The 21,054-nt window shown below is 61.6% G+C and carries 18 protein-coding genes; 9 read left to right on the top strand and 9 right to left on the bottom strand.

Going from position 1 to position 21,054, the window contains the following annotated elements; translation table 11 throughout:
* Nucleotides 1–175 precede the first annotated feature (175 nt).
* Together BV034_RS13710 and BV034_RS13705 are read left to right on the top strand one after the other, a co-directional pair.
* Entirely contained in the window at nucleotides 176–871 is a 696-nt protein-coding gene (locus BV034_RS13710; RefSeq protein WP_050027575.1) for an SGNH/GDSL hydrolase family protein, read from the top strand.
* Nucleotides 872–984: 113 nt separating this feature from the next.
* On the top strand, nucleotides 985–3,153 hold the full coding sequence (locus BV034_RS13705; protein ID WP_050027574.1) for a PQQ-binding-like beta-propeller repeat protein: 2,169 nt from the start codon (nucleotides 985–987) through the stop codon (nucleotides 3,151–3,153).
* A 652-nt stretch (nucleotides 3,154–3,805) separates the two neighbouring features.
* On the opposite strand, the gene BV034_RS13700 is transcribed toward BV034_RS13705, so the two are convergent.
* Together BV034_RS13700 and BV034_RS13695 are read right to left on the bottom strand one after the other, a co-directional pair.
* Nucleotides 3,806–5,362: a PQQ-binding-like beta-propeller repeat protein gene (locus tag BV034_RS13700; RefSeq protein WP_050027573.1), complete on the bottom strand. Its 1,557-nt coding sequence runs from the start codon at nucleotides 5,360–5,362 to the stop codon at nucleotides 3,806–3,808.
* Nucleotides 5,363–5,437: 75 nt separating this feature from the next.
* Nucleotides 5,438–6,148 carry a TetR/AcrR family transcriptional regulator gene (locus BV034_RS13695; RefSeq protein ID WP_050027572.1) on the bottom strand — a complete coding sequence of 237 codons (711 nt, stop codon included), beginning with the start codon at nucleotides 6,146–6,148 and terminating at the stop codon, nucleotides 5,438–5,440.
* A 120-nt stretch (nucleotides 6,149–6,268) separates the two neighbouring features.
* Between BV034_RS13695 and BV034_RS13690 the strand changes: the two genes are divergently transcribed.
* Entirely contained in the window at nucleotides 6,269–7,228 is a 960-nt protein-coding gene (locus tag BV034_RS13690) for a DUF1152 domain-containing protein (RefSeq protein ID WP_050027571.1), read from the top strand.
* A 52-nt stretch (nucleotides 7,229–7,280) separates the two neighbouring features.
* Here the strand turns inward: BV034_RS13690 and xseA are convergent, their stop codons facing one another.
* The 3 genes from xseA to BV034_RS13675 all read right to left on the bottom strand — a co-directional run bounded on the left by xseA (nucleotide 7,281) and on the right by BV034_RS13675 (nucleotide 10,710).
* Complete coding sequence (gene xseA / locus BV034_RS13685; RefSeq protein WP_050027570.1) at nucleotides 7,281–8,618, bottom strand: exodeoxyribonuclease VII large subunit; 1,338 nt, start codon at nucleotides 8,616–8,618, stop codon at nucleotides 7,281–7,283.
* Nucleotides 8,619–8,836: 218 nt separating this feature from the next.
* Nucleotides 8,837–9,553 (bottom strand): response regulator, encoded by a 717-nt coding sequence (locus tag BV034_RS13680; RefSeq protein WP_038169895.1) that lies wholly within the window; start codon nucleotides 9,551–9,553, stop codon nucleotides 8,837–8,839.
* Entirely contained in the window at nucleotides 9,550–10,710 is a 1,161-nt protein-coding gene (locus BV034_RS13675) for a histidine kinase (RefSeq protein WP_050027569.1), read from the bottom strand. Before BV034_RS13675 ends, BV034_RS13680 begins: the two co-directional genes overlap by 4 nt.
* A 339-nt stretch (nucleotides 10,711–11,049) precedes the next feature.
* Here BV034_RS13675 and BV034_RS13670 point away from each other — a divergent pair, with 339 nt between their 5' ends.
* The 5 genes from BV034_RS13670 (at nucleotide 11,050) to BV034_RS13650 (ending at nucleotide 16,173) form a co-directional block, all read left to right on the top strand.
* The gene (locus BV034_RS13670; protein WP_050027568.1) at nucleotides 11,050–11,739 is read left to right on the top strand and encodes a PadR family transcriptional regulator; all 690 of its coding nucleotides are present in this window, start codon (nucleotides 11,050–11,052) and stop codon (nucleotides 11,737–11,739) included.
* Between the two features lie 84 nt (nucleotides 11,740–11,823).
* Complete coding sequence (locus tag BV034_RS13665) at nucleotides 11,824–13,071, top strand: efflux RND transporter periplasmic adaptor subunit (RefSeq protein ID WP_050027567.1); 1,248 nt, start codon at nucleotides 11,824–11,826, stop codon at nucleotides 13,069–13,071.
* Complete coding sequence (locus BV034_RS13660; RefSeq protein WP_050027566.1) at nucleotides 13,068–13,766, top strand: ABC transporter ATP-binding protein; 699 nt, start codon at nucleotides 13,068–13,070, stop codon at nucleotides 13,764–13,766. The genes BV034_RS13665 and BV034_RS13660 overlap by 4 nt, the downstream gene beginning before the upstream one ends.
* Nucleotides 13,763–14,935 (top strand): FtsX-like permease family protein, encoded by a 1,173-nt coding sequence (locus BV034_RS13655; protein ID WP_050027565.1) that lies wholly within the window; start codon nucleotides 13,763–13,765, stop codon nucleotides 14,933–14,935. Before BV034_RS13660 ends, BV034_RS13655 begins: the two co-directional genes overlap by 4 nt.
* Before the next feature lie 38 nt (nucleotides 14,936–14,973).
* On the top strand, nucleotides 14,974–16,173 hold the full coding sequence (locus BV034_RS13650) for an ABC transporter permease (protein WP_050027564.1): 1,200 nt from the start codon (nucleotides 14,974–14,976) through the stop codon (nucleotides 16,171–16,173).
* Nucleotides 16,174–16,307: 134 nt separating this feature from the next.
* On the opposite strand, the gene BV034_RS13645 is transcribed toward BV034_RS13650, so the two are convergent.
* The 4 genes from BV034_RS13645 to BV034_RS13630 all read right to left on the bottom strand — a co-directional run bounded on the left by BV034_RS13645 (nucleotide 16,308) and on the right by BV034_RS13630 (nucleotide 19,935).
* Nucleotides 16,308–17,156 carry an MBL fold metallo-hydrolase gene (locus BV034_RS13645; protein WP_050027563.1) on the bottom strand — a complete coding sequence of 283 codons (849 nt, stop codon included), beginning with the start codon at nucleotides 17,154–17,156 and terminating at the stop codon, nucleotides 16,308–16,310.
* Nucleotides 17,157–17,278: 122 nt separating this feature from the next.
* Nucleotides 17,279–18,316 (bottom strand): methionine synthase, encoded by a 1,038-nt coding sequence (locus tag BV034_RS13640; protein ID WP_050027562.1) that lies wholly within the window; start codon nucleotides 18,314–18,316, stop codon nucleotides 17,279–17,281.
* A 49-nt stretch (nucleotides 18,317–18,365) separates the two neighbouring features.
* Entirely contained in the window at nucleotides 18,366–19,178 is an 813-nt protein-coding gene (locus tag BV034_RS13635) for an SIS domain-containing protein (protein WP_081887794.1), read from the bottom strand.
* Nucleotides 19,179–19,365: 187 nt separating this feature from the next.
* Complete coding sequence (locus tag BV034_RS13630; RefSeq protein ID WP_050027561.1) at nucleotides 19,366–19,935, bottom strand: c-type cytochrome domain-containing protein; 570 nt, start codon at nucleotides 19,933–19,935, stop codon at nucleotides 19,366–19,368.
* A gap of 201 nt (nucleotides 19,936–20,136) precedes the next feature.
* On the opposite strand from BV034_RS13630, the gene BV034_RS13625 reads away from it, so the two are divergent.
* Complete coding sequence (locus tag BV034_RS13625) at nucleotides 20,137–20,871, top strand: VC0807 family protein (RefSeq protein ID WP_050027560.1); 735 nt, start codon at nucleotides 20,137–20,139, stop codon at nucleotides 20,869–20,871.
* Nucleotides 20,872–21,054: the final 183 nt, after the last annotated feature.

The following is a 21,054-nucleotide window of genomic DNA, read 5'->3' as shown; positions in this document are numbered from 1 at the left end:
CGGCCGAGCGTAGCGAGGACTACCCATGGTCTCTTCCGCCCAGCGTTACTACCGCGGAGCGGTAGGCCCATCGCAACCTCCAACTCCAAGCGTCCATCTCGCTATTCCGCCCACAGAAACCACGCCTCCCCCGCGTACTCCTATCCCGGTCCTCCCGCCGAACTCCCCTAACCTCATGAACCGCCGCACCCTCCTTTCGCTCCTCCTCATCAGTCTCGGCTTCGGCCTCGCCCTCCCTTCATCCCTCACCGCTGCCGACCCCACGCCGCAAAAGATCCTCTTCCTCGGGAACAGCATCACCAAACACGGACCCAAGGCCGACATCGGCTGGACCGGGAACTGGGGCATGGCCGCCAGTGCCGAGGACAAAGACTACGTCCACCTCGTTACCAAGGGACTGACCAAAACCGACACTCCCGCGCCCCAGACTTTCGTCCAGAACATCGCGGAGTTCGAGCGCAACTACGCCACATTCGACCTTGCCGCGAAGCTCAAAGACGCCGCCAACTTTGCGCCTACGCTCATCGTCCTGGCCATCGGCGAGAACGTTCCGGCTCTGAAAACCGACGAGGAAAAAGCCCTCTTCACCAAGCAGGTCACGAGCCTCCTCACCACCCTGAAAGGCTCAGCCTCCCCCAAGATCATCGTCCGCAGTTCCTTCTGGCAAAACGCTGCCAAGGACCAATGCCTCAAACAAGCCTGCGACGCCGTGGGTGGCACCTACGTGGACATCACCGGCTTCGACAAAGTGGAGGCGAACTACGCCCGCTCCGAGCGCCCCTTCAAGAACGAGGGCGTGGCCCGCCACCCGGGAGACCGCGGCATGCAAGCCATCGCCGATGCCATCGTCAAGGCAGCTTCCCAGCCCTGAAGCCAGCTCGTTACCAGCTCATCGACCGCCGATCGGGTGACGGTGCGATTGCGCTTGCCCGCCGGGAGTTTTTCTCCACCATCGCTTGCCCCGTCTTGATCTTCTGCCCCGCCATGCTCCGCCCCCCTCTTCTCCCCTTACTGGCCCTCCCCCTGGCAGGTCTCGCTGCCCTCTGGTCCACCGGCCCTTCGGCCAGTGCTGCGGAACCCGCCAACGCCAAGAGTGGCAACGTCGACTGGACCACGTATCTGGGCGACAAGCAGCGGAGCCTCTACTCTCCTCTGAATCAGATCAACCAGGAGAACGTCAGCCAGCTCAAGGTGGCCTGGATGTATGACACGGGCGACAAAGGCGAGTACCAGGCGAACAACCTGATCGTCAACGGCGTCCTCTACACCCCCACCCCCACCCGCAAGGTGGTCGCGCTCAACGCCGCCACCGGCGCCGAGTTGTGGAAGTGGGACCCCGCCACCTCCGTTTCCGGAGCTGGCAAGGGCCGCCAGCGCGGCATGGTCTTCTGGCAGAATGAAGAAGGCGGGGAGCAGCGCCTCTTCACGGCTGTGGGAAACTACCTCTTCGCCCTCGACGTCAAGACGGGCCAGCTCATCAAGTCCTTTGGCAAGGACGGTGCCTTCCATCTGGGCAGCGGCCTCGACACCGAAGGCACTCCCAACATCGGCCTCAACACGCCCGGCGTTGTTTACAAGAACCTCCTCATCCTTGGTGGCGTGGGTGGCCCCGGGGCTGTACGCGCCATTGATGTCCGCACGGGCGAGCGGAAGTGGATCTTCCACCTCATTCCCCGCCCGGGCGAGGTGGGCAACGACACCTGGCCCGCCGATTCCTGGAAGACCGCCACCGGCGTGATGCCCTGGCCCGGCCAGTCGCTCGATGAAGCACGCGGCATTGTCTACATCGCCACCAAGACTGCGGAGCCCGACTTCTACGGCGGCAATCGCCATGGGCAGAATTTGTTTGCGAACTCGATCGTCGCCCTAAAGGCCGATACCGGTGAGCGCCTCTGGCATTTCCAGATCGTGCATCACGATCTGTTGGACAAGGACCTCCCCTGCCCACCCGTCCTCCTCACAGTCACCCACATGGGCAAGAAGGTGGACGCCGTGGCCCAGGGCACCAAACACGGTCTCTTGTTCGTGTTCGACCGCGTCACCGGTGAGCCGCTCTGGCCCATTGAAGAACGTCCCGTTCCCGCTTCGGAACTGCGTGGTGAACAAGCCTGGCCCACTCAGCCCTTCCCCACCAAACCCGCCCCGCTCATGCGCCAGGGCTACACAGAGGCAGACATCTCCAACGTCTCGCCCCAGGCGGCGGTGGCCACGCTGGATCGCATCCGTGTTTCCCCGAACTTCGGCCCCTTCCCTGCGCCAAGTCTCAAGGAAACCATCATGTTCCCCGGCTTTGACGGCGGCATGGAATGGGGCGGCGCTGCCGTGGACCCGGACGGCATCTACTATGCGAACGTCAACGAGATCCCCTGGGTGGTACAGATGGTGGAAACCCGTCGTGCCGATGGCACCCCGCTGATCCACGGGGAGAAGGAATACATGATCTACTGCGCCGCCTGCCACGGCCTGGATCGCAAAGGCAATCTCGCTGGCGGCTTCCCCGGTCTGGTGGATGTGGACAAACGCCGTCCACGCGAGCAGGTGGCCCTGATCACCAAACAAGGCGCGGGCCGCATGCCCGCGTTCGACATGATCCCGCCTGCGCAGCGCGAGGCCATCTTGGATTACGTGATGTCCAACGCCGCTCCGCCCAGCTCCTCCCGGCAGGATGAGCCCGGCTCCGCTGGCGCTACCGCAAAGAAGGACGCTAAGGACGACAAAACCCCGCCCTACGCATTCGCCGGCTTCCGCCGCTATCAGGATCAGGAAGGCTATCCCGCCATCAAGCCCCCGTGGGGCACGTTAAACGCCGTGGATCTCAACACCGGCGAGATCAAGTGGAAGGTGCCCTTGGGTGAATACGCCGAGCTCACCGCCCGTGGCCTGCCTCCCACCGGCACTGAAAACTACGGCGGCCCCGTCGCCACCGCCGGCGGCCTCATCTTCATCGCCGCCACCGCCGATGAAACCATCCGCGCGTTCGACAAGAACACCGGCAAGGTCCTCTGGAAAGCCACCCTGCCCTTTGGCGGCAACGCCACCCCCAGCACGTACATGGTCAATGGCCGGCAGTATCTCGTGATCTCCGCCGGCGGCGGCAAATCCCGCCGCCCGTCCGGCGGCATGCTCGTAGCCTTTGCCCTGCCGGAGAAGTGAGGAGGCCAGGCCGCTGCGCGGCCGTTGAGACGCGTTGCTGGTTGAGAGGGCCGCAAGCGGCCTGTTGAGACACTACGTTAGTTGAGGTGCTTCGCTGGAGGGCAGCGTTGCTGCTGGAGAAGCTTGTGGCTGCGTTTGTAAGAACGCGGTCAGGGGCTCATGTAACGAGATAACCGTCACACGCCCCCGCTCTCAAACGCCATTCTCTCCGGCAAAGGAGGCCGATGTGCGGCCTGTTGAGACTCCCGCAAGCGGGATGGTTGAGGAAGAGGGGGGGCAAGATGTCGCATCGACTCTTGTCTGGCAAATGACCCAGTCGTTGCGCCGGCAGGGTTGGAGTACCGCCTTTAGGCGGCTCAGTCGAACAATCTATGATCTTGCAGACGTCCATGGGGCATAGGCGCTTGAGACTCTCATCTCCTTCGCTCACCCGCGGGGCCGGAGACCCCGCCTCCTTTGGTGCTGCTGGGATGTTTGTGAGCGCTGGAGTTTATTGTGTCATAGAACCTCTGACCGCGTTTTTACAAACGCAGCCACAAACTTCTCCAGCAGCAACGTTACCCTCCGGCGCAGCGCCTCAACCAGCCGCCTGCGGCCCCCTCAACCAGCAGCCGCCCCGGCGACTGCGTCTCAACGCCCCTCCTCCCCCCTCTCATCTCCCCGGCAGTTCATAACACACTGCCTCGACACTGTTCCGCACGAGCAGATACTTCCCCGCCAGCGTGGGATGATTCCACGTCTTGGCACTCAGCGCAGGCAACTGGCCCAGCACCGCCCCTTCCTTTTCCAGGTCCACCAGGAGCACCTCGCCCGGCTCGCTTTGAATGAGGGCCAGGTCATTGACCATCAGGCTTTGACCGGACCCATAGCGGCCATTCTTCCAGAGTCGTTTGCCGGTCTCGGCATCCATGCAGGCGATCTGCCCGTCATCCAGCCCGTAGATGTACTTCCCACGCAAAGCGGTGCTGTTGAACTGGGTCTTCATGCGAAGGTTCTGCCACACTTCTTCCGCTTCCAGCTTCTTCCCGTCTGCCGCAGGCTTGATCTTCAACATCGCGCACCCCATGCCGTAACCGGCAGAGAGAAACACCTGATCCTCGCCCACCACGAGAGGCTGGGAGGCCTTGGGCCAGCGCGGGTCACCCCAGGCATGGTCCAGCAGCAGTTCACCCGTGGCCGGGTCATGCGCACTCAGATTGCCTGCGTTAACAGACAGAACCATCCGGCGTCCGGCCAGGGTCACCAGCGCGGGCGAGGCATAGCTCGCCTTGGCCGTACCCGCCTGCCAGACCGGTTCACCCGTGTCCCGGCGATACGCCAGCACCGTGGGACCTTCCTTGTCTCCACCGGTCACCACCACCAGATCATCATAGACCAGAGGCGAAGCGCTCACGCCCCACTCAATGTTGGGCAGGTTGTTTTCCTTCAGCACTTCCCGACTCCAGACCTCCTTGCCCGTCACAGCATCGAGACAGGTCAACACACCCGTTCCGCCGTAGCTGTACACATGACCGCGATCCACCGCGGGCGTGGCCCGCGGGCCGGTGCCGCCCTGCCACTGCGTGAACCGGGCCTTGATCGCATGGCTCCAGAGCATGCGCCCGGTCGCCAGTTCATAGCAGGTGGTCATTTCCTCGTCCCCGCGCTGTTCCTGGGTGTAGGCCCGGCCACCGATCACCGCAAAGGCACTCCAGCCTTCACCGATGGTTTGACGCCAGAGTTCCTTGGGGGCCTGCGCCTGCCAGTCTCGAGCCAGGCTGGCATTCTCGACCCGCCCATCCCGATTGGGCCCGTAGAACTGCGACACGTCCTGGACGCCATTCACTGCAGCCACCTCCGCCACCGGGGTGCCGCTGCGTTGTGTGTAGTGGCGCTCTTCCGGACTCGTCCACTTCCAGGCCAGCTTGGGCAGCCCTGTGCCATCCACCGTGCCATCCACCCGCACAGCCCGGCTCAGGCCAAACCCCGCCAGCACCAACAGCCCTGCTGACACAAGTCGGAGTCGGACGGAATAGCGGCTCAACAAGAGGAACCACAGGACCAGCAACAACCCACCCAGCAAGCTCAGCGCCGACACCCCCCAACTCTTGAAGTTGCGATCCAACTCTGGCTTGAGCACAGTGACGGCAATGCCCACAGCGGTGAGAGCCGCGACGACGACCGGAATCCACAGACGGTGACCTTTTTGAGCAGGAACTAGAGCATTCATGGAAGTTGGCTTGAGGGTTGATTTCGATTCACAAGTAAGTACTCACTAAACTACAGGGCACAAAAAAACGACTCCCTATCCTTCGTTGCTCATCAGCATGGCGAAGGCCTTGGGGTTGTAGTGACGCTTAATGGCTTCATCACGCACTCCGATCCCGCGCAGGGCAAACCACGTGGACTGCTCCACTAGCTCGGCATACGAGACGCCCATGTCCACCACGGGCCGTCCAGGCAGTTCATTGAGCATCAGCATCCCGGCGAGGTGCTGGGCCAGCCAGGCCCTCAAGGCTGGTGTCCCCACAGGTATATCCGACAGATCGCCCGCCTGCCCCGCCGCGTCGATGCAGGCCTTCAGCTGATTGATCATGCCATCTCCCACCTGCCGCATGAATCCCCGGGCAAACTCGCCGTCTTCCGAGAAGCTGTGCAGCATGAGGCGGTAAAGGCTGTTCTCCTCCTGAGACCGGCGCTGGGGAGGGCGCAGCATCTTCGCCATGAAGTAGTGCACCATCGTCACCAGGGATGACGTCGAAGGCTCCAATGCCATCATCTCCGCCGCCGCCGGGGTGTTCTTAGCCCGGCAACACTCCATCTGCATGGCGGTGTACAGTTCATCCTTGCTGGGAAAGTGGCGGAAGATCAACGCCTCCGACACGCCCGCCTCTAGAGCCAGCGCCTTCGTCGTCGAGCCATGAAACCCCCGCTCAGAAAAGACCTTCAACGCAGCACGAATGATCGCCTCCCGGCGCTCATCGCTGCTGAGTCTCTTGGACGGTTGCGAGATCATGGAATCGCATAAGTAAGCGTACACTCACAATTCCGTCAACAATAGAATTCGCGCTGTCAGTCGAGTCCGCAGACCCTGGCAAAACCACACGGTTTGTGCGATCAATCGCCCATTCATTCTATGCCCCTCCAACACTGGCCCCTTTTTAGCGAACTCCAAGACTGCCAGAGCATCCTTATCGCCGGGGCGGGAGGTGGCTTTGACGTCTACTCCGGACTCCCCCTCTACTTCGCCCTCCGTGCCGCAGGAAAAACAGTGCATCTGGCGAACCTCTCCTTTGCAGAACTTCCGTCGGAACCGGAATCCAGAATCACTTCACACTGCGTCAGGGTAGACGCCGACTCACGCTGCCGAAGCAGCTACTTCCCGGAGAAGACTCTCGCAGAATGGTTCCGCAGCCGTCATCAGGAAGAAGTTAACATCTATACCTTCCCCCAGTGTGGTGTTATCCCGTTGATTGAAGGCTATGCACGCCTGAAGGACCGGCTCAAACTGGACGCTGTGGTCTTGGTCGATGGCGGCACGGACAGCCTCATGCGTGGTGACGAATTTGGCCTGGGCACGCCGGAGGAAGATATCGCCAGTCTCCTTGCGGTAAACTCGCTTTCTGCCGCAGGATGCAAGACCTTCCTGGCTTGCATTGGCTTCGGCATCGACACCTTCCACGGGGTCTGTCATGCCCATTTTCTGGAGGCAGTGGCAGCATTGACTCAGAACGATGCCTTCCTCGGGGTCACCGCCGTGCTGAAGAGCATGCCCGAAGCGCAGGAGTTTCTCTCCGCAGTGCAGCATGCCAATCTCAATTCCATCAATCGAAAGAGCATCGTGGCCAACTCCATCGCTTCGGCGATTGAAGGGCACTTTGGAGATGTCCATCGCACCGGGCGCACGGACGGGTCCAAACTATGGATCAATCCACTCATGCCCATTTACTGGACGTTCCATCTCCCCGCCGTAGCCCAGAGAAGCCTCTACGCCGAACTTTTGCACGACACCCAGACCATGAGGGACATCACCACCCGGATAAGCCTCTTACGCGGCCAGACCAAGCAGAAGGAGTGGGAAGACATCCCCTGCTGACCGACCCACCACTCAGCCTTATCCCTCTTCCCTTACCCCTTGCCCCTCTCCCCTACTTGTTCGTCGTCACCACACTGGCCACCTTGCCCTTCGCCAGACGCGTGATCAACATGTCGCCAGGACGTAGTTTGGACGCCTCCTCGATCACCTTGCCAGTGGCATCGGTGGTCATGGAGAATCCACGGGAGAGCACGGAGTCCGGCCCCATGCTCTTCAGCAGCTTGCGCATGGCCATCACCTTCTGGGCGTTCTGCTCGATCCGCTGGCGGATGAAGGCCTCAAGGTGCTGCTGGATGAGCGCCACCCGGTGAGCGGCCTCCGTGAGCACCCGCTGGGGATGATACTTCTCCAGCGCCCGATGATGATGCACGAGCCGGTCATCCAGGCTCCGCCAGTAGAGCTCCTGAGCGCGATGGTACGAGGATTCAACTTCATCCACCGACTGCACAGCATCCCTCAACAGACGCTCGGGTTCGCGACGCAGCGCCCCTTTGCCTGTTAGCTCCAGAACCCGCTCATGATGCTCCAGCGTAGTCCGCAGCCGGTGCGTCATGCTCTTCTCCATGGCATCGAAATGCCGCTGAAGCTCCGCAGTATCAGGTGCCAACAGCTCGGCAGCGGCACTGGGCGTGGGAGCCCGCATGTCCGCGACGAAGTCGGCGATGGTGAAATCAATCTCATGACCCACCGCAGAGATGACAGGAATGGTGGAGGCAAAGATGGCCCGGGCCACGACCTCCTCGTTGAAGTTCCAGAGATCCTCCAGACTGCCGCCGCCACGCCCCACGACAATCGTATCCGGACGCGGCAGCCCTGCAACCTCCTGGTTCAGCAGATCGATCGCACGGGCGATCTCCTGCTCGGCTCCCTGCCCCTGCACCCGCACAGGGAAGACCAGCACCCGCAGCCAGGGAGCGCGGCGGGTGAGGATGTTCAGCATGTCGCGGATGGCCGCACCGGTCGGTGAGGTCACGAGCGCCACCACACGAGGGAATTTCGGAATAGGCTTCTTCCAGTGATTCTCAAACAACCCCTCTGCCGCCAGCTTCTGCTTCAGGGCCTCGAAACGGGCCTGCAGCGAGCCCTGCCCCTTGGGCTGGACCGAGCGGACAATGATCTGGTAGTTCCCCCGCTGCTCGTACACCGTGAGTTCCCCAAAGAGCTGCACCTGCATGCCATCGCGCAGGGGAGTCTGCATGCGGGCACTGGCTCCGCGGAAGAGGACACAGGAGATCTGAGCCCCCTCATCCTTGAGCGTGAAGTATTGATGCCCGGACGACTGGAGCCGATGGTTGCTAATCTCCCCCTCCACCGAGACATCCCCAATTTGCCCCTCAAGGAGTGAGCGAATCTGGCGGGTCAGTTGGGAGACGGAAAGGACGCTGGACATGTCTGCCCGACCAAAGACGGGAATCGTCCGGACTCAAGGTACAAGGCAGGCAACACGCGAATTTTCGCTGCCGTTGGCACAAGACGAGAGACCATCAGAGGCTCTACCGCAGGGTGGCCATGTGAGCCAACGTCCCTCTTCATCCCGGATGCCGCGCCCCACTGACGCACTGACGCACTGCCTACTGCCTACTGCCTACTGCCCACTGAACTCCCCCCCTACAGCCCAAAGGTCTCCCGAAACACCCTCGACTGCCTGCGGGACAACTCCACCTCCGTGCCGTCCTTCAAACGGACCTTGAGCGAATTACTGAACCACTCCTCCGTGGAGACGATCCAGCGCACATTGATCATCTGAGCACGATTAGCCCGGAAGAACATGTGTGCGGGCAGACGCTCTTCCAAAGCCGACAACGACCTCCCGATGACGGGACGCTCCTCATCAAAGTACACCCGGGTGTAGTTGCCCTCAGACTGGAGGAGACGGATGCTTTCCAGCGGGGTGAACCAGTGGCCCTCCGCCCCTTTGAGGAAGATGCGGTCACCCTCCCCTAACGGCTGGGCGCGACCGCGCTCAGCTGGCAATTCACCCCTGAGCCGCTCCAGCGTACGGGCCAGGCGCTCCGGCTCCACCGGTTTCAGCAAATAATCAAAGGCCGCCAGATCGAAGGCGCGCAGCGCATGTTCATCATACGCCGTCACAAAGACCACTTCACAACCGTTGCCGATCATCTGGGCAGCCGTTTCGAGGCCGGTCCTTTCCGGCATCTGGATGTCCAGAAAGATCACATCCGGACGCGTCTGGAGACAGAGCTCCACTGCCTCCGCAGCGGAGTCGGCCTCGCCCACCACCTCCAGATCGTCATGAGACTCCAGAAGCTTGCGCATCTCCCGCCGGGCGGGATTTTCATCATCTACGATCAGGGCTCGGATCATCGGGGTATGACACTTGCTACATTCTGAGCTTGAGGAATGACCGCGCGGGCCACGACCTTGCCACCAACTTCATCACTGATCTGGAACGTGGCGCGACCATCGTACAGCAGAGCCAGCCGCTCAGACGCCATCTTCAGCCCCATGCCTGTGGAGCCAGATGTGCGCCCCAGCCGGCCCAGGTTCTCCACCTCAATCCGGATCCAACCAGGCACCGCACCCACACGGTAGGCGACGCGGCGCACGCCCTCCGCATCCGCACCGCCGTACTTGACGGCGTTCTCCACAAGCGTCTGCAGGAGGAAGGGCGGCAGCAGGGCATCCGCGGGATCCACATCCACCGCCGAGCACACTTCCAGTTTATCCTCGAACCTCATCTTCTCGATCTGCAGATAGGCATCCACGGTTTCGATCTCCTGGGCCAGTGGCACCAGCTGCGCATTGCCCCCGGCCAGGGAGGCGCGGAAGATCTTGGCCAGCTGCGTGACCATGAGCCGGGCCCGCTCTGGATCGGAGTCGATCAGGCTCCGCAGCGTGTTCAGGCCGTTGAAGAGGAAGTGGGGATTGATCTGTGATCGCAGGGAGGCCAGCGCCGCCTCTTTCACAGACATGTCCACACGAAGCTTCTGCACCTTGGCCTCCTGAAGCTGCACGTAGTAGTGCAGGCTAAAGTAAGCACCAGACCAGGCCATCAGCTGAATAGAGATCCAAACAACGAGCAATGCCGCCAGACCCGCGCCAAAGCCTTCTGCCTCCCAAGTAGGGCGGTCCATGGACCAGCTAAGGCCGGTCACAATCGCAGCGCAGATCAGAGAGGCGGCCACCACGCGTGGCCAGAGAGCGCCCAGCTTTTTCTCCTTCCATTTACCCGCCAGGATCACCCAGCGATAGGCATGGGTGAGGAACACGGCCACCGTGGAGAAGAACACCGTGCCCCACAAGGGATGAAGCCCCCCCTCCACGTGAGGGGTGGGGTCCAGGAAGCTCCCCCACCAGCCCAGCCCTATGCTGCCAAACCACATCGCCATCTGGCAGCGCCAGTAGTTCTTGTGGCCCCACCAAAAGCGGCGATTCTCCTCGGACTGGCGCACCCGGGCCGCCGCTTCCGCCGCGGGCGACGCAGATGCGGGAGGGGTGACGGAGATGGCCTGAAAAGACATGAGGAACCGGGTAAGGTGTATGGAACGCTGCCATGCATTTTAGCCGTGTCGCGGGCTTTTTGACCAGCGGTCGGGAGTCTCCATGAGCGGTCCTCCCGCCAATGGTGCGCCCACGGCGAAACTTCAACCGTTCGACCAGCCGATCCCACCGCCTCCCGGTGAGCCAGACCGATCGTCCGAATTCGCCAGCAGACATCCCGCTCCGCACCATGGTGCGAGCGTGCCTGAGCCTCCCCTCCAGGCGGAACAACCTCCACTCATCCGCCCCTGGAAGACGACGCCGCAACTCCATGATTGACTCCTCCGTTTTTCTCCGTCACCGTATATCCGTTCACGGATATGCCACCAATCATCGTCAGGCCCAAGCGCTCCAACCCACTCGCACTCGCGGTGTTGGCCCTGCTCTTTGAACGCCCCATGCACCCCTACGAGATGGCCGCGACGTTGAAGGAGAGGCACAAGGAAGACAGCATCAAGCTGCGCTATGGCTCGCTCTACACCGTGATCGACATCCTCGTACGTGAAGGAAACATCACCCCTCGCGAGACCCTGCGGGATGGTCGCCGTCCTGAGCGCACAGTGTATGAGCTCACCCCTGCGGGTAATGTGGAAATGCGGGAATGGATGCGATCGCTGTTAAAGACACCCGTGAAGGAGTATCCCCAGTTTGAAGCCGCCCTCTCCTTGCTGGGCGCGCTGCCGGCAAAGGAAGTCAGCCAGCTTTTGCAGAAGAGAATCATCACCCTGCAGGAGCAAGCCGAGAGCACGCGCGCCACGCTCACTGTGGCCCAGCACCATGGGTTGCCGGCACTTTTCTCCGTCGAGACATCATACCACTTGAAATTGATCGAGGCCGAGATTGAATTCGTGCATGAACTAGTCGCGCAGATTGCTCACGACGGCTGCGGCTGGCTGCCCCAGTGGAAACGATTTCACAAGGAGCGACCTGCCCCCGATGCCTCCGACCTGTCCGCTCCCGCTCCCGCCAAGCCCCCCCATCGCAAGCCAGGCTCCAAAACCGGCTCGTGACAATAATCTCACCGTCCCATCCAGCGGGCCCAGGCATATTGCCCCTGCCGCCCGCAGCGCCCTAGTCCTCCCGCCCATCTATCCATGAGTTCAGAAAAAGCCAGTCTCGACGGTTTGCGCATCAACCGTCCGACCATGTCCAAAGCTTCATCCCGACCCGGGTGGCTCCTTCCCGTCGGCGTGGTTGCGCTGGCAGCCGCGGGTCTGGCGGCATGGTTCATCGCAGGCCCCAAGGCAGTCCAGGTGGAGACCTTTACGGTGCAAGCAACGGTGCCGTCCGGCAAGAACGGAGCTCGCGCCCAAAGCACCCCTTTGCTCAACGCTTCCGGCTATGTCACTGCCCGGCGTGAAGCCACCGTCTCCTCCAAGATCACCGGCAAGGTGGTGGACATCAAAGTCGAGGAAGGCATGAAAGTCGAGGAAGGCCAGGAGCTCGCAAAACTGGATGACACCAACGTGCAGGCCAGCCTGAAGCTCGCCGAGGCGCAACTTGAGTCCGCCCGTCGTGCCATTGAAGAAACACGTCCCACATCGGTGTTTGCTGAACAGGAAGTGAAGCGCTTCACCGACCTGGCCGCCACCAAAGCGGCCAGCATGTCGGACCTGAACAAGGCGCAGGCCGAAGCACGCTCCCTCCAGGCCAAACTGGCCCGCCAGCAATCAGACCTCACAGTGGCAGAGCGTGAACTGGCCACCTGGACCCAACAGGTGGATGACACCATCATCCGCGCGCCCTTCCCCGGTGTGGTGACCTCCAAAAACGCGCAGCCTGGCGAGATGATCTCCCCCATGTCATCCGGCGGCTTCACCCGCACCGGCATCTGCACGCTGGTGGACATGAGCTCCCTGGAGATTGAGGTGGATGTGAGTGAGAGCTACATCAACCGCGTCGTCGCCGGGCAGCCAGTGGAAGCCACTCTGGACGCCTACTCCGACTGGAAGATTCCCGCCCGCGTGGTCGCCATCATCCCCACCGCCGACCGCCAGAAGGCCACGGTGAAGGTGCGCGTCGGCTTCGACAAGCTGGATCCCCGCATTCTCCCTGAGATGGGCGTGAAAGTGGCCTTCCATGCCGCCCAGGAGGAAGCCAAACCCGGCAAAGCTCCGGTCCCCACCATTGTGATCCCCAAGTCTGCCCTCCATGAGGATGGAGGAAAGAACATCGTCTGGATCATCGAGAGCGGTCGCGTCGAGCGGCGCGCCGTCTCCGTCAGCCTCACCCAAGGCGACAACTCCACCATTGCTGCCGGACTCTCCAATGGGGAACGAGTCGTCGTCAGCGCCACCGCCCCCCTCAAAGAAGGCACCCGCGTCAAGGAAACAAAATCATGATCAACACCGCCAAAACTCTCGTCCACGTATCGGACGTCACGAAGGTCTTCCGCCGCGGCTCGGAGGAAGTTCCCGTGCTGTCGCAGCTCAACCTGGAGGTGAAGGAGGGTGAGTTCCTCGCCCTCATGGGTCCGTCCGGCTCGGGCAAGTCCACCCTGCTCAACCTGATCGGCGGCCTGGACCGGGCCTCCAAGGGCTCCGTCTCCATTGGCGGCGATCACATTGATGAGCTCTCTGACCGGCAGCTGGCCGCCTGGCGCGCCCGGCACGTGGGCTTCGTCTTCCAGTTCTACAACCTCATGCCCGTGCTCAATGCCGAGCGCAATGTGGAACTGCCCCTGCTGCTGACCCACCTGAACAAAGCCGAGCGGAAGAAGCATGTGGATATCGCCCTGAAGGCCGTGGGGTTGTCTCATCGTACCCGGCACTTCCCGCGCCAGATGTCTGGTGGTGAGCAGCAGCGCGTGGGCATCGCCCGCGCCATTGTGACTGATCCCACCCTCCTGCTCTGCGATGAGCCCACCGGCGACCTGGACCGCAAGTCTGGCGATGAGATCCTCTCCCTGCTCCAGGCCCTGAACCAGGAGCACGGCAAGACCATCATCATGGTCACGCACGACCCGCACGCCTCCGCCCGCGCCACCCGCACCGTCCACCTCGACAAAGGTCAGCTATCTACCGAGCAGCCCGCATGAAATACTTCTCCCTGATCTGGGGCAACCTGAAGCGGAGAAAGCTGCGCACCATCCTGACGCTGCTTTCCATCCTGGTGGCGTTCCTCCTCTTCGCCTTCCTCTGTGCCATGACGGAGGCTTTCACCGGTGGCGTAAGCATCGCCGGTGCAGACCGTCTCATGGTCCGGCACAAGGTCTCCATCATCCAGACGCTGCCCGTTAGCTACACGAACCGCATCGCCGCCATACCCGGCGTGTCCGGCGTGACCCACCAGACGTGGTTTGGAGGCATCTACCAGGACCCCAAGGAGAACTTCTTCGCCACCATGCCGGTGGAACCGGAGTCGTTCGCCAAGATGTACAACGAGTTCGTGGTGGCGCCAGACGTCATGCAGGCGTGGCAAAAGACCCGCAACGGCGCCATCGTGGGCAAGGCATTGATGGATCGCATGGCAGCCAAGCACGGCTGGAAAGTCGGCTCCCGCGTCCCCATCACCTCTCCCATCTGGGGCGAACCCGCCAATCAACCAGCGTGGGAGTTTGAGATCGTGGGCGTGTACGACGTGAACAAGAAAGGGGCGGACAACACCTCCTTCTACTTCCGCTACGACTACTTCGACGAGGCCCGTGAAAAGGGCAAAGGCGAGGTGGGCTGGTACAGCGTGCGTGTGGCAAACCCCGACAATGCCGCGGCTATTGCCAAACGCATTGACGAAGAGTTCGCCAACTCGCCCTATGAAACCAAGGCCGAGACCGAAGCAGCAGCCGCCCAGGGCTTTGCCCAGCAGGTGGGCGATATCGGGACGATCATGGTCGCGGTGCTCAGCGCCGTGTTCTTCACCATCCTGCTCGTGGCGGGCAACACCATGAGCCAGGCCGTGCGTGAACGCACCGAGGAGCTCGGCGTACTCAAGGCCATGGGCTTCACGAATGAACTGGTGCTCATACTGGTAATGGTAGAGTCCTGCGTGCTGGCGGCCCTGGGCGGCTTCGCAGGTCTCGGCCTGGGCTGGGCTATCATCTCCGCCAAGAACCCCGTGCCCGACCTGCTGCCCAACTTCTTCCTTCCGGAAAAGTACGTTGTCATCGGCGCCGTCATCGTGCTGGCCCTCGGCATTGTCGCCGGAGCCGCCCCCGCCATTCAGGCCATGCGACTGCGCATTGCCGAAGCCCTCCGCCGCAATGGTTAGTCGGCAACCGGATCATCCCCTTCCCTCTCTTCTCTCACATGACAAGCTTTTCCAACTGGCTTGACCAGGTCGTCTCGGTGGCGTCCTACAACCTTCGCACCATCCCTGAGCGCCGGGGTGCTGCCTTCACCTCCGCCATCGGCATCGCTGGCGTGGTCGGCGTGCTCGTCGGCGTGCTGGCGATCGCTGAAGGCTTCCGCCTCGCCATGACCGCCTCCGGAGCCAAGGACATCGCCGTGGTGATGCGCACGGGTTCCGACAGTGAAATGACCAGCGGCCTGAGTCGAGATGAAACCCGGCTCATCTCTGACGCTCCCGGTGTGGCGCGAGATGGCGACACCCCGCTCACCTCGGCGGAGTTGTTTGTCATCATCAACCTGCCCAAGCGCTCCACCGGCCTGGATGCAAACGTGCCCCTGCGCGGTGTCGAGATGACTGCCGTCAAAGTGCGAGATGACGTCAAGATCGTGCAGGGCAATATGTTCGAGTCCGGCAAGAACGAGATCATCGTGGGCGCGGGTGCGGCCCGAGCCTTTGCCGGGCTGGATCTGGACAAGGAGATCAAGATTGGCCAGAACGTCTGGAAAATCGTGGGCATCTTCACCGCTGGCGGCGGCGTGGCGGAGTCAGAGATCTGGACGGATGCGGCAGTGCTGCAGCCGGCTTACAAGCGGGAGGACTCCTTCCAGTCCGTGTATGCCCGGCTGTCATCAGCCGGCTCCTTCACGGAATTCCGGGATGCCCTTACCTCGAACCCCCAGCTCAAAGTGAAGGTCCTGCGCCTTTCCGACTTCTACGCTGAGCAGTCGGAGATGCTGACCAAGTTCATCACCACCATCGGGGTCTTCATTGCCAGCATGATGGCGCTGGGAGCCTTGTTCGGCGCCCTGAACACCATGTACAGCGCCATCGCGTCCCGCACCCGGGAGATCGCCACGCTGCGCGCCATGGGCTTCAGTTCGGGTCCAGTAGTCATCTCGGTCATTGTCGAGTCGCTCGCTGTTTCTCTGATCGGCGGGGCCATCGGTGCCGGCATCGCCTACCTCGCCTTCAACGGCTATGAGGCCTCCACGCTCAACTGGGCAACCTTCAGTCAGGTGACCTTCAAGTTCGCCGTGACCAAAGGCCTGCTGATCCAAGCCATCATCTGGGCCTCTGTGATCGGCATCATCGGTGGCCTGTTCCCCGCAGTACGTGCGGCAAGATTGCCGATTGCATCGGCCCTGCGTGAGACCTAGGAGAGTACAACTCCCTACCACCGCAATAGATTCGTCCTGGTCCTCGTTCGCGCATCAACCTGCGCCCAAGAGCCGGGACGGCTCTTCTACTTTCCACGACTTGCGCTGCCCACTGCCCACTGCCTACTGAACCCTCACCTTTTCCCAATCGTCACCCGGCTGCCAGAGCGCATCAAGTGATACGGCTGCCCCAACCGCTCACACGCGGCCACAAACTCATCCGTGGTCTCGGTGTTGAACTTGAACATCTCATAGTGACAGGGCACCACCAGACCGGCTCCGCAGGCCTTGGCGAGGGCGGCGGCCTCTGTGCCATTTAGATTGCCCGCCACCCGCCGCTCGGGCTTGTGCCCGTTGATGGGTAGCAGCATCAGATCACACCGGGCATTCCGCAGAGGTTCGATGAGCCCATCATGCCAGAGCGTGTCGCCACTGTGGTAGATGGTCAACCCATTGCGGCGGATGATGAAGCCGAGAAACTGACAGCGCCCCTGGTCATCACGTTCCACCAGATTGTGCGCCGCGGCCACCCCCGTGAACTCCCAGCCCTCTACATGGACGGTCTGCCCATCATTCAGGGAGACGAACTCGATGCTGGTATCCGGCAGACGCCGTCTTGCCTGGGAAACGGTCGCCTCCGGCAGCACCACCTTGAGGTGGCCATTGGCCTGAGACAGAGGGCGGAGCGTATCCTCGTCAAAGTGATCCGTATGCTGGTGACTGCTGGTGGCCACACCCACCATGTCCAGCTTGTGAGGAAGGATGACCAGGTCCGTCATCCGAACGTGCGGCTTGTCCGTCCGCGCATACTTTTTCGACAAGGAGTCTGACAGATAGGGATCCAGCAGGAGAAATTCTCCAGCGCATTTCAGCAGAAAGCCGCTCTGGCCCAGCCACCAGACGTGCAACCGGTCTCCGCCATTGGAGGCGGCATGAATGTCTGCGAGGAGGGCACCGTTCTGAAGCAGGGGCTTGATGAGCATGTGAGGACCTGAGAATCGGCAAGTTTGGCACAAAAGCCCCGAATCCAGCAAGTCCCATGCACGATTTTCCCAGAAGGAACTCGCAGAAAGGCGCCTGCGGCCGTGGAGGCCATTCCCCAGCCCTACGCCACGCCCAGCGACTCCCGAACGCTGCGAACGCCGCGGACCATGTTTGCCAGCTTCTTCTTCGCCGCCCAGCGTGCGGTCTGGCTCAGCCCACAGTCGGGAGCAAATACCAGGCGATCAGCCGGGGCAAACTTCAGGCAGGCGCGCACGACTTCGGCGATCTGCGCCACCGTTTCCACGTGGTAGCTCTTCACGTCCACAATCCCCACCGCCACATCATACCGCTGCGACATAGGGCCGATCACATCCAGCTCCGCATACTCACGATTTGCCATCTCCACGTGCACCTCGTCCGCATGCAGGTCCAGAAACGCCGGGAAGAGCGGCGCATACTTCCGCCAGCCCACCGGATGCCCTTTGAAATTGCCAAAGCAAAGATGCGTGCAGATTCGCGCCCTTCCCCGGGCGGGTTCCACCGTGCGGTTAAAGATGTCAACAAAGCGTCGGGTATCCTCCCGGTAGCCGTAGCAGCTCATGCTTGGCTCATCCACGCAGATCTCCTCTGCACCGGCCTGGAGCAGATCTTCGATCTCCTTCCTCACCAGCGGGAGGAGCGCCTCCGTCACAGCATAGCGATCCGAGTAGCGGTCGTTGGGAGCCAGACGCCCCGCGAGAGTGTACGGCCCCGGGACAGACACCTTCAAACGCGTTCCCGCTGGGGCGAGGCGACGCAAGCGCTCAAACTCCTCCACCGCCCCCAAGCCTCGCGGTGCGGCAAGTTCACCCACGATGGCATGCTTGCCCCGCTGGTCATGCGCCGGTGGGCCGAAACGTCGTGGACTGGCGGCCTCCAAAGCAATGCCTTCGATGAATCCGTAAAACGAAAGGTTGAAGTCAAAGCGGGTCTGCTCCCCGTCCGTGATCACATCCAGCCCGGCGTCCAACTGGTCGCCAATCGCCACCCGGGCCGCATCATCCTGCATCTCCTTGATGTCCTCAGACCCAAATTGGTCCAGGTTCAAGGAAGCAAACTCAAGCCACCCAGGGAAGGGATAGGAGCCGATGACGGAAGTACGGAGGGGTTGCGAGGTCATGGGAAGGGGTTCGTGATGTAGGAGGGGCGTTGGCAGGCAGGCGGCATTCTTAGGCGCCCAGTTTTTCATAGTACCGGGCCAGCCTGCGGGCGTGTTCGTCGTAGGCGGCTTCGAAGAGTTCAGTCCCCTTTTCAGCCCCGCACACCGCCGTTGCCGTCAGGACCTTTGGAGGATGCCCCGCCCGTGTCAGACGATCTGCCACCTCCGCCTTGATGGCATTCACCACAAGACAGCCGCCCACTGAGGAGCCCGGTGCCACCGGCGTGTCCAACCCCTCGATCTTGACCATCGCATCGCCCACCGGCGCACCGGTGTCCAAGACAAAGTCAGCGAAGTCCTGCAGCTTCTTACCTTGGGAATGACGGCTCGTGCTGGCCTCGCTATGGGCCGCGCTGATCAGCGCCACCACCTTCACCCCACGTCGCTGGAACTCCTCCGCGATCTCCACTGGCACCACGTTGCAACCGCTGGAGGAGATCACCAGGGCGCTGTCGCCGTCTTTGAGATCGAAGTTGCGGAGGATCCGATTGGCAAAACCGCTCACGTTTTCCAGGAACATCGCCTGTCGCTGGCCATTAGCCCCCACCACCAGATTGTGAAAGGTCAGGGAAAGCTCCACGATGGGATTAAAGCCGGGAAATGACCCGTACCGCGGCCACATCTCCTCCACCATCATACGGCTGTGTCCGCTGGCAAACACATGCACCATCTGTCCCTGCAGGATCGTGGCGGCAAACAGGTCCGCCACCTTCTGAATGACGTCTTCCTGCGCAGACACTTGAGCCAGCAACCCCTCACACGCGGCGAGGTAACGCTGGGATGGGGACAAGGTGGAGGGATCTGCCAGGGAACGGGGCTGCATGGGAAAGCGACGGGAAAATGAGGAAGGCTTCCCCAGTCTTCCCATCCCTCCCTCGCGCTGTCGAGCGGCAGATGAAGTCAGATCAGATAATCCATCTCATGAACCAGACCGTCCTTCCTGCAAGGCCCGGATCATCAGGAACACCCCGCCACTCAAGCCAGATTCTCCATGGGAGAGAAGAGCTTTATCACGGGGCCGCACACTCGCGGGCGAGTTGCTGGCTCTCGGGAGAGAGTTTCGACAACGGGTACTGCACATACTTGCCGTCCGGCATCTTGAGCACCACGTTCTCGCCTTCCAGACGTTCAAAGCCCGCCTTGATGGACCGCCCCTCGGCATTGGTCCACTTCAAAATGGGCGGCAACTCCTTCTTGAAGGCTACCTTCGGCGCATTCGGATCGAAGGCAGCCCCCGCGGCGATCCATTCCCGGATCTTGTCGATGTCCTTCTGCGGCATGGGCCCGTCAGGGGGCATGGCGTTGTCCACATTCGGATCAGCAATGACCTCGTAGAAGTGGCTGGCGGAGGGTTTGCCCGGCTCGATCACGAGGTTGGTTCCGATGTCTTTGGCAAAGCGTTTGAGGTTGTCGAAGACGAAACCTGCCTTTTCCTTCTTGGCCGACTCGCTGTGGCATTCATAGCAGTACTTCTTGAGGATCGGCTTGACTTCCTTCTCAAAATCAACGGCATACGTCGCAGCGGGAGCCACCGCAGATGCGGCCAGCAGGGCGGGAAAGAGGGTGCGGGGGAAGGGCATGGTCCTGAAGATAACGCAAAAGCCCGGCTGGCAATTAGACGTCCCGCGCAAATCGTCACATCGGGAGACGCCGCAAACAAGCTCCGAGGTTCCCTGATACCGGAGTGGTCGCTCGAAGATTGGAGATTGCAGATTGGCGGTTTTCCCGTTTTGGTATGTCTGTCTCCGCCTCGCACGCCCCTGCCACCTCCCTTTCCCCTCGTGAGTTCCCCCACCCCGAAAAATCCGCCGAACCCGCTGTTTGAGATCGCACTCACGATCGTGCTGCCATCCCTGGTGCTCGACAAACTGAGCAAGCCCGAGATGCTGGGTCCCTTTGGCGCGCTGGTGGTGAGCCTGCTTTTCCCTCTCGGTTTCGGCGTGTGGTGCTGGTACAAGAAAACCGGCTGGAACGTCTTCTCCATTCTGGGCCTGGCCACCATCCTCCTGAGCGGCGGTCTGGGACTGCTCAAACTTCCCGCCGTCTGGGTCGCGGTAAAGGAAACGGCCATGCCCCTCATCATCGCCCTCGCCTTCCCCTTGAGCCACCGCTTCGGCAAGCCGCTCATCCAGGCAATGCTCATGCAGCCACACATCATGAATGTGAACACGCTCCAGGCGAAGGCAGCATCCTCCCCATGGATCAAGGAACAACTGGACCGCTCCACCTTCAAAGCCTCCCTTGGCCTGGGCGGCGGCATGGTGCTGAGCAGCATCGCGAATTTTTTCCTCGCACTCTATCTTCTGAACGGCAAGGAACCCGGCAGCGAAGCCTTTGTCAAAGCCCTGGGCACCCTGAACTGGGCCGGGACCGTCGTGATTGGCATTCCCCTTCTGGTCATCATGATGGTGGTGTTCATGTGGCTGCTGAACCGCATTCAACGCATCACCGGCCTGGAAAGAGATGATCTCCTGAACCCCGGCAAAACCGTGCGCCGCCAGGTGACATCGCAGTAGGTAGGTGCTGGGACCAAGCTCCCCCTTCGCACCGTCACAGAGGCAGCTCGTGGCTGCGTTTGTAAAAACGCGGTCAGGGGCATCGCTTGTCCCAGCAAGACCAAGCCACCCCACCCGGCCACTTGCCACGACGCATTCTCACGAATGCATCCACAAGCTTCCCTCCCACACCGCCACAGAGGC

Source organism: Verrucomicrobium sp. BvORR034 (genome assembly GCF_000739635.1).
Classification (GTDB): Bacteria; Verrucomicrobiota; Verrucomicrobiia; order Verrucomicrobiales; family Verrucomicrobiaceae; genus Verrucomicrobium.
Note: the sequence above shows the minus strand (reverse complement) of the source record. Positions and strands in the feature narration are given on the sequence as shown.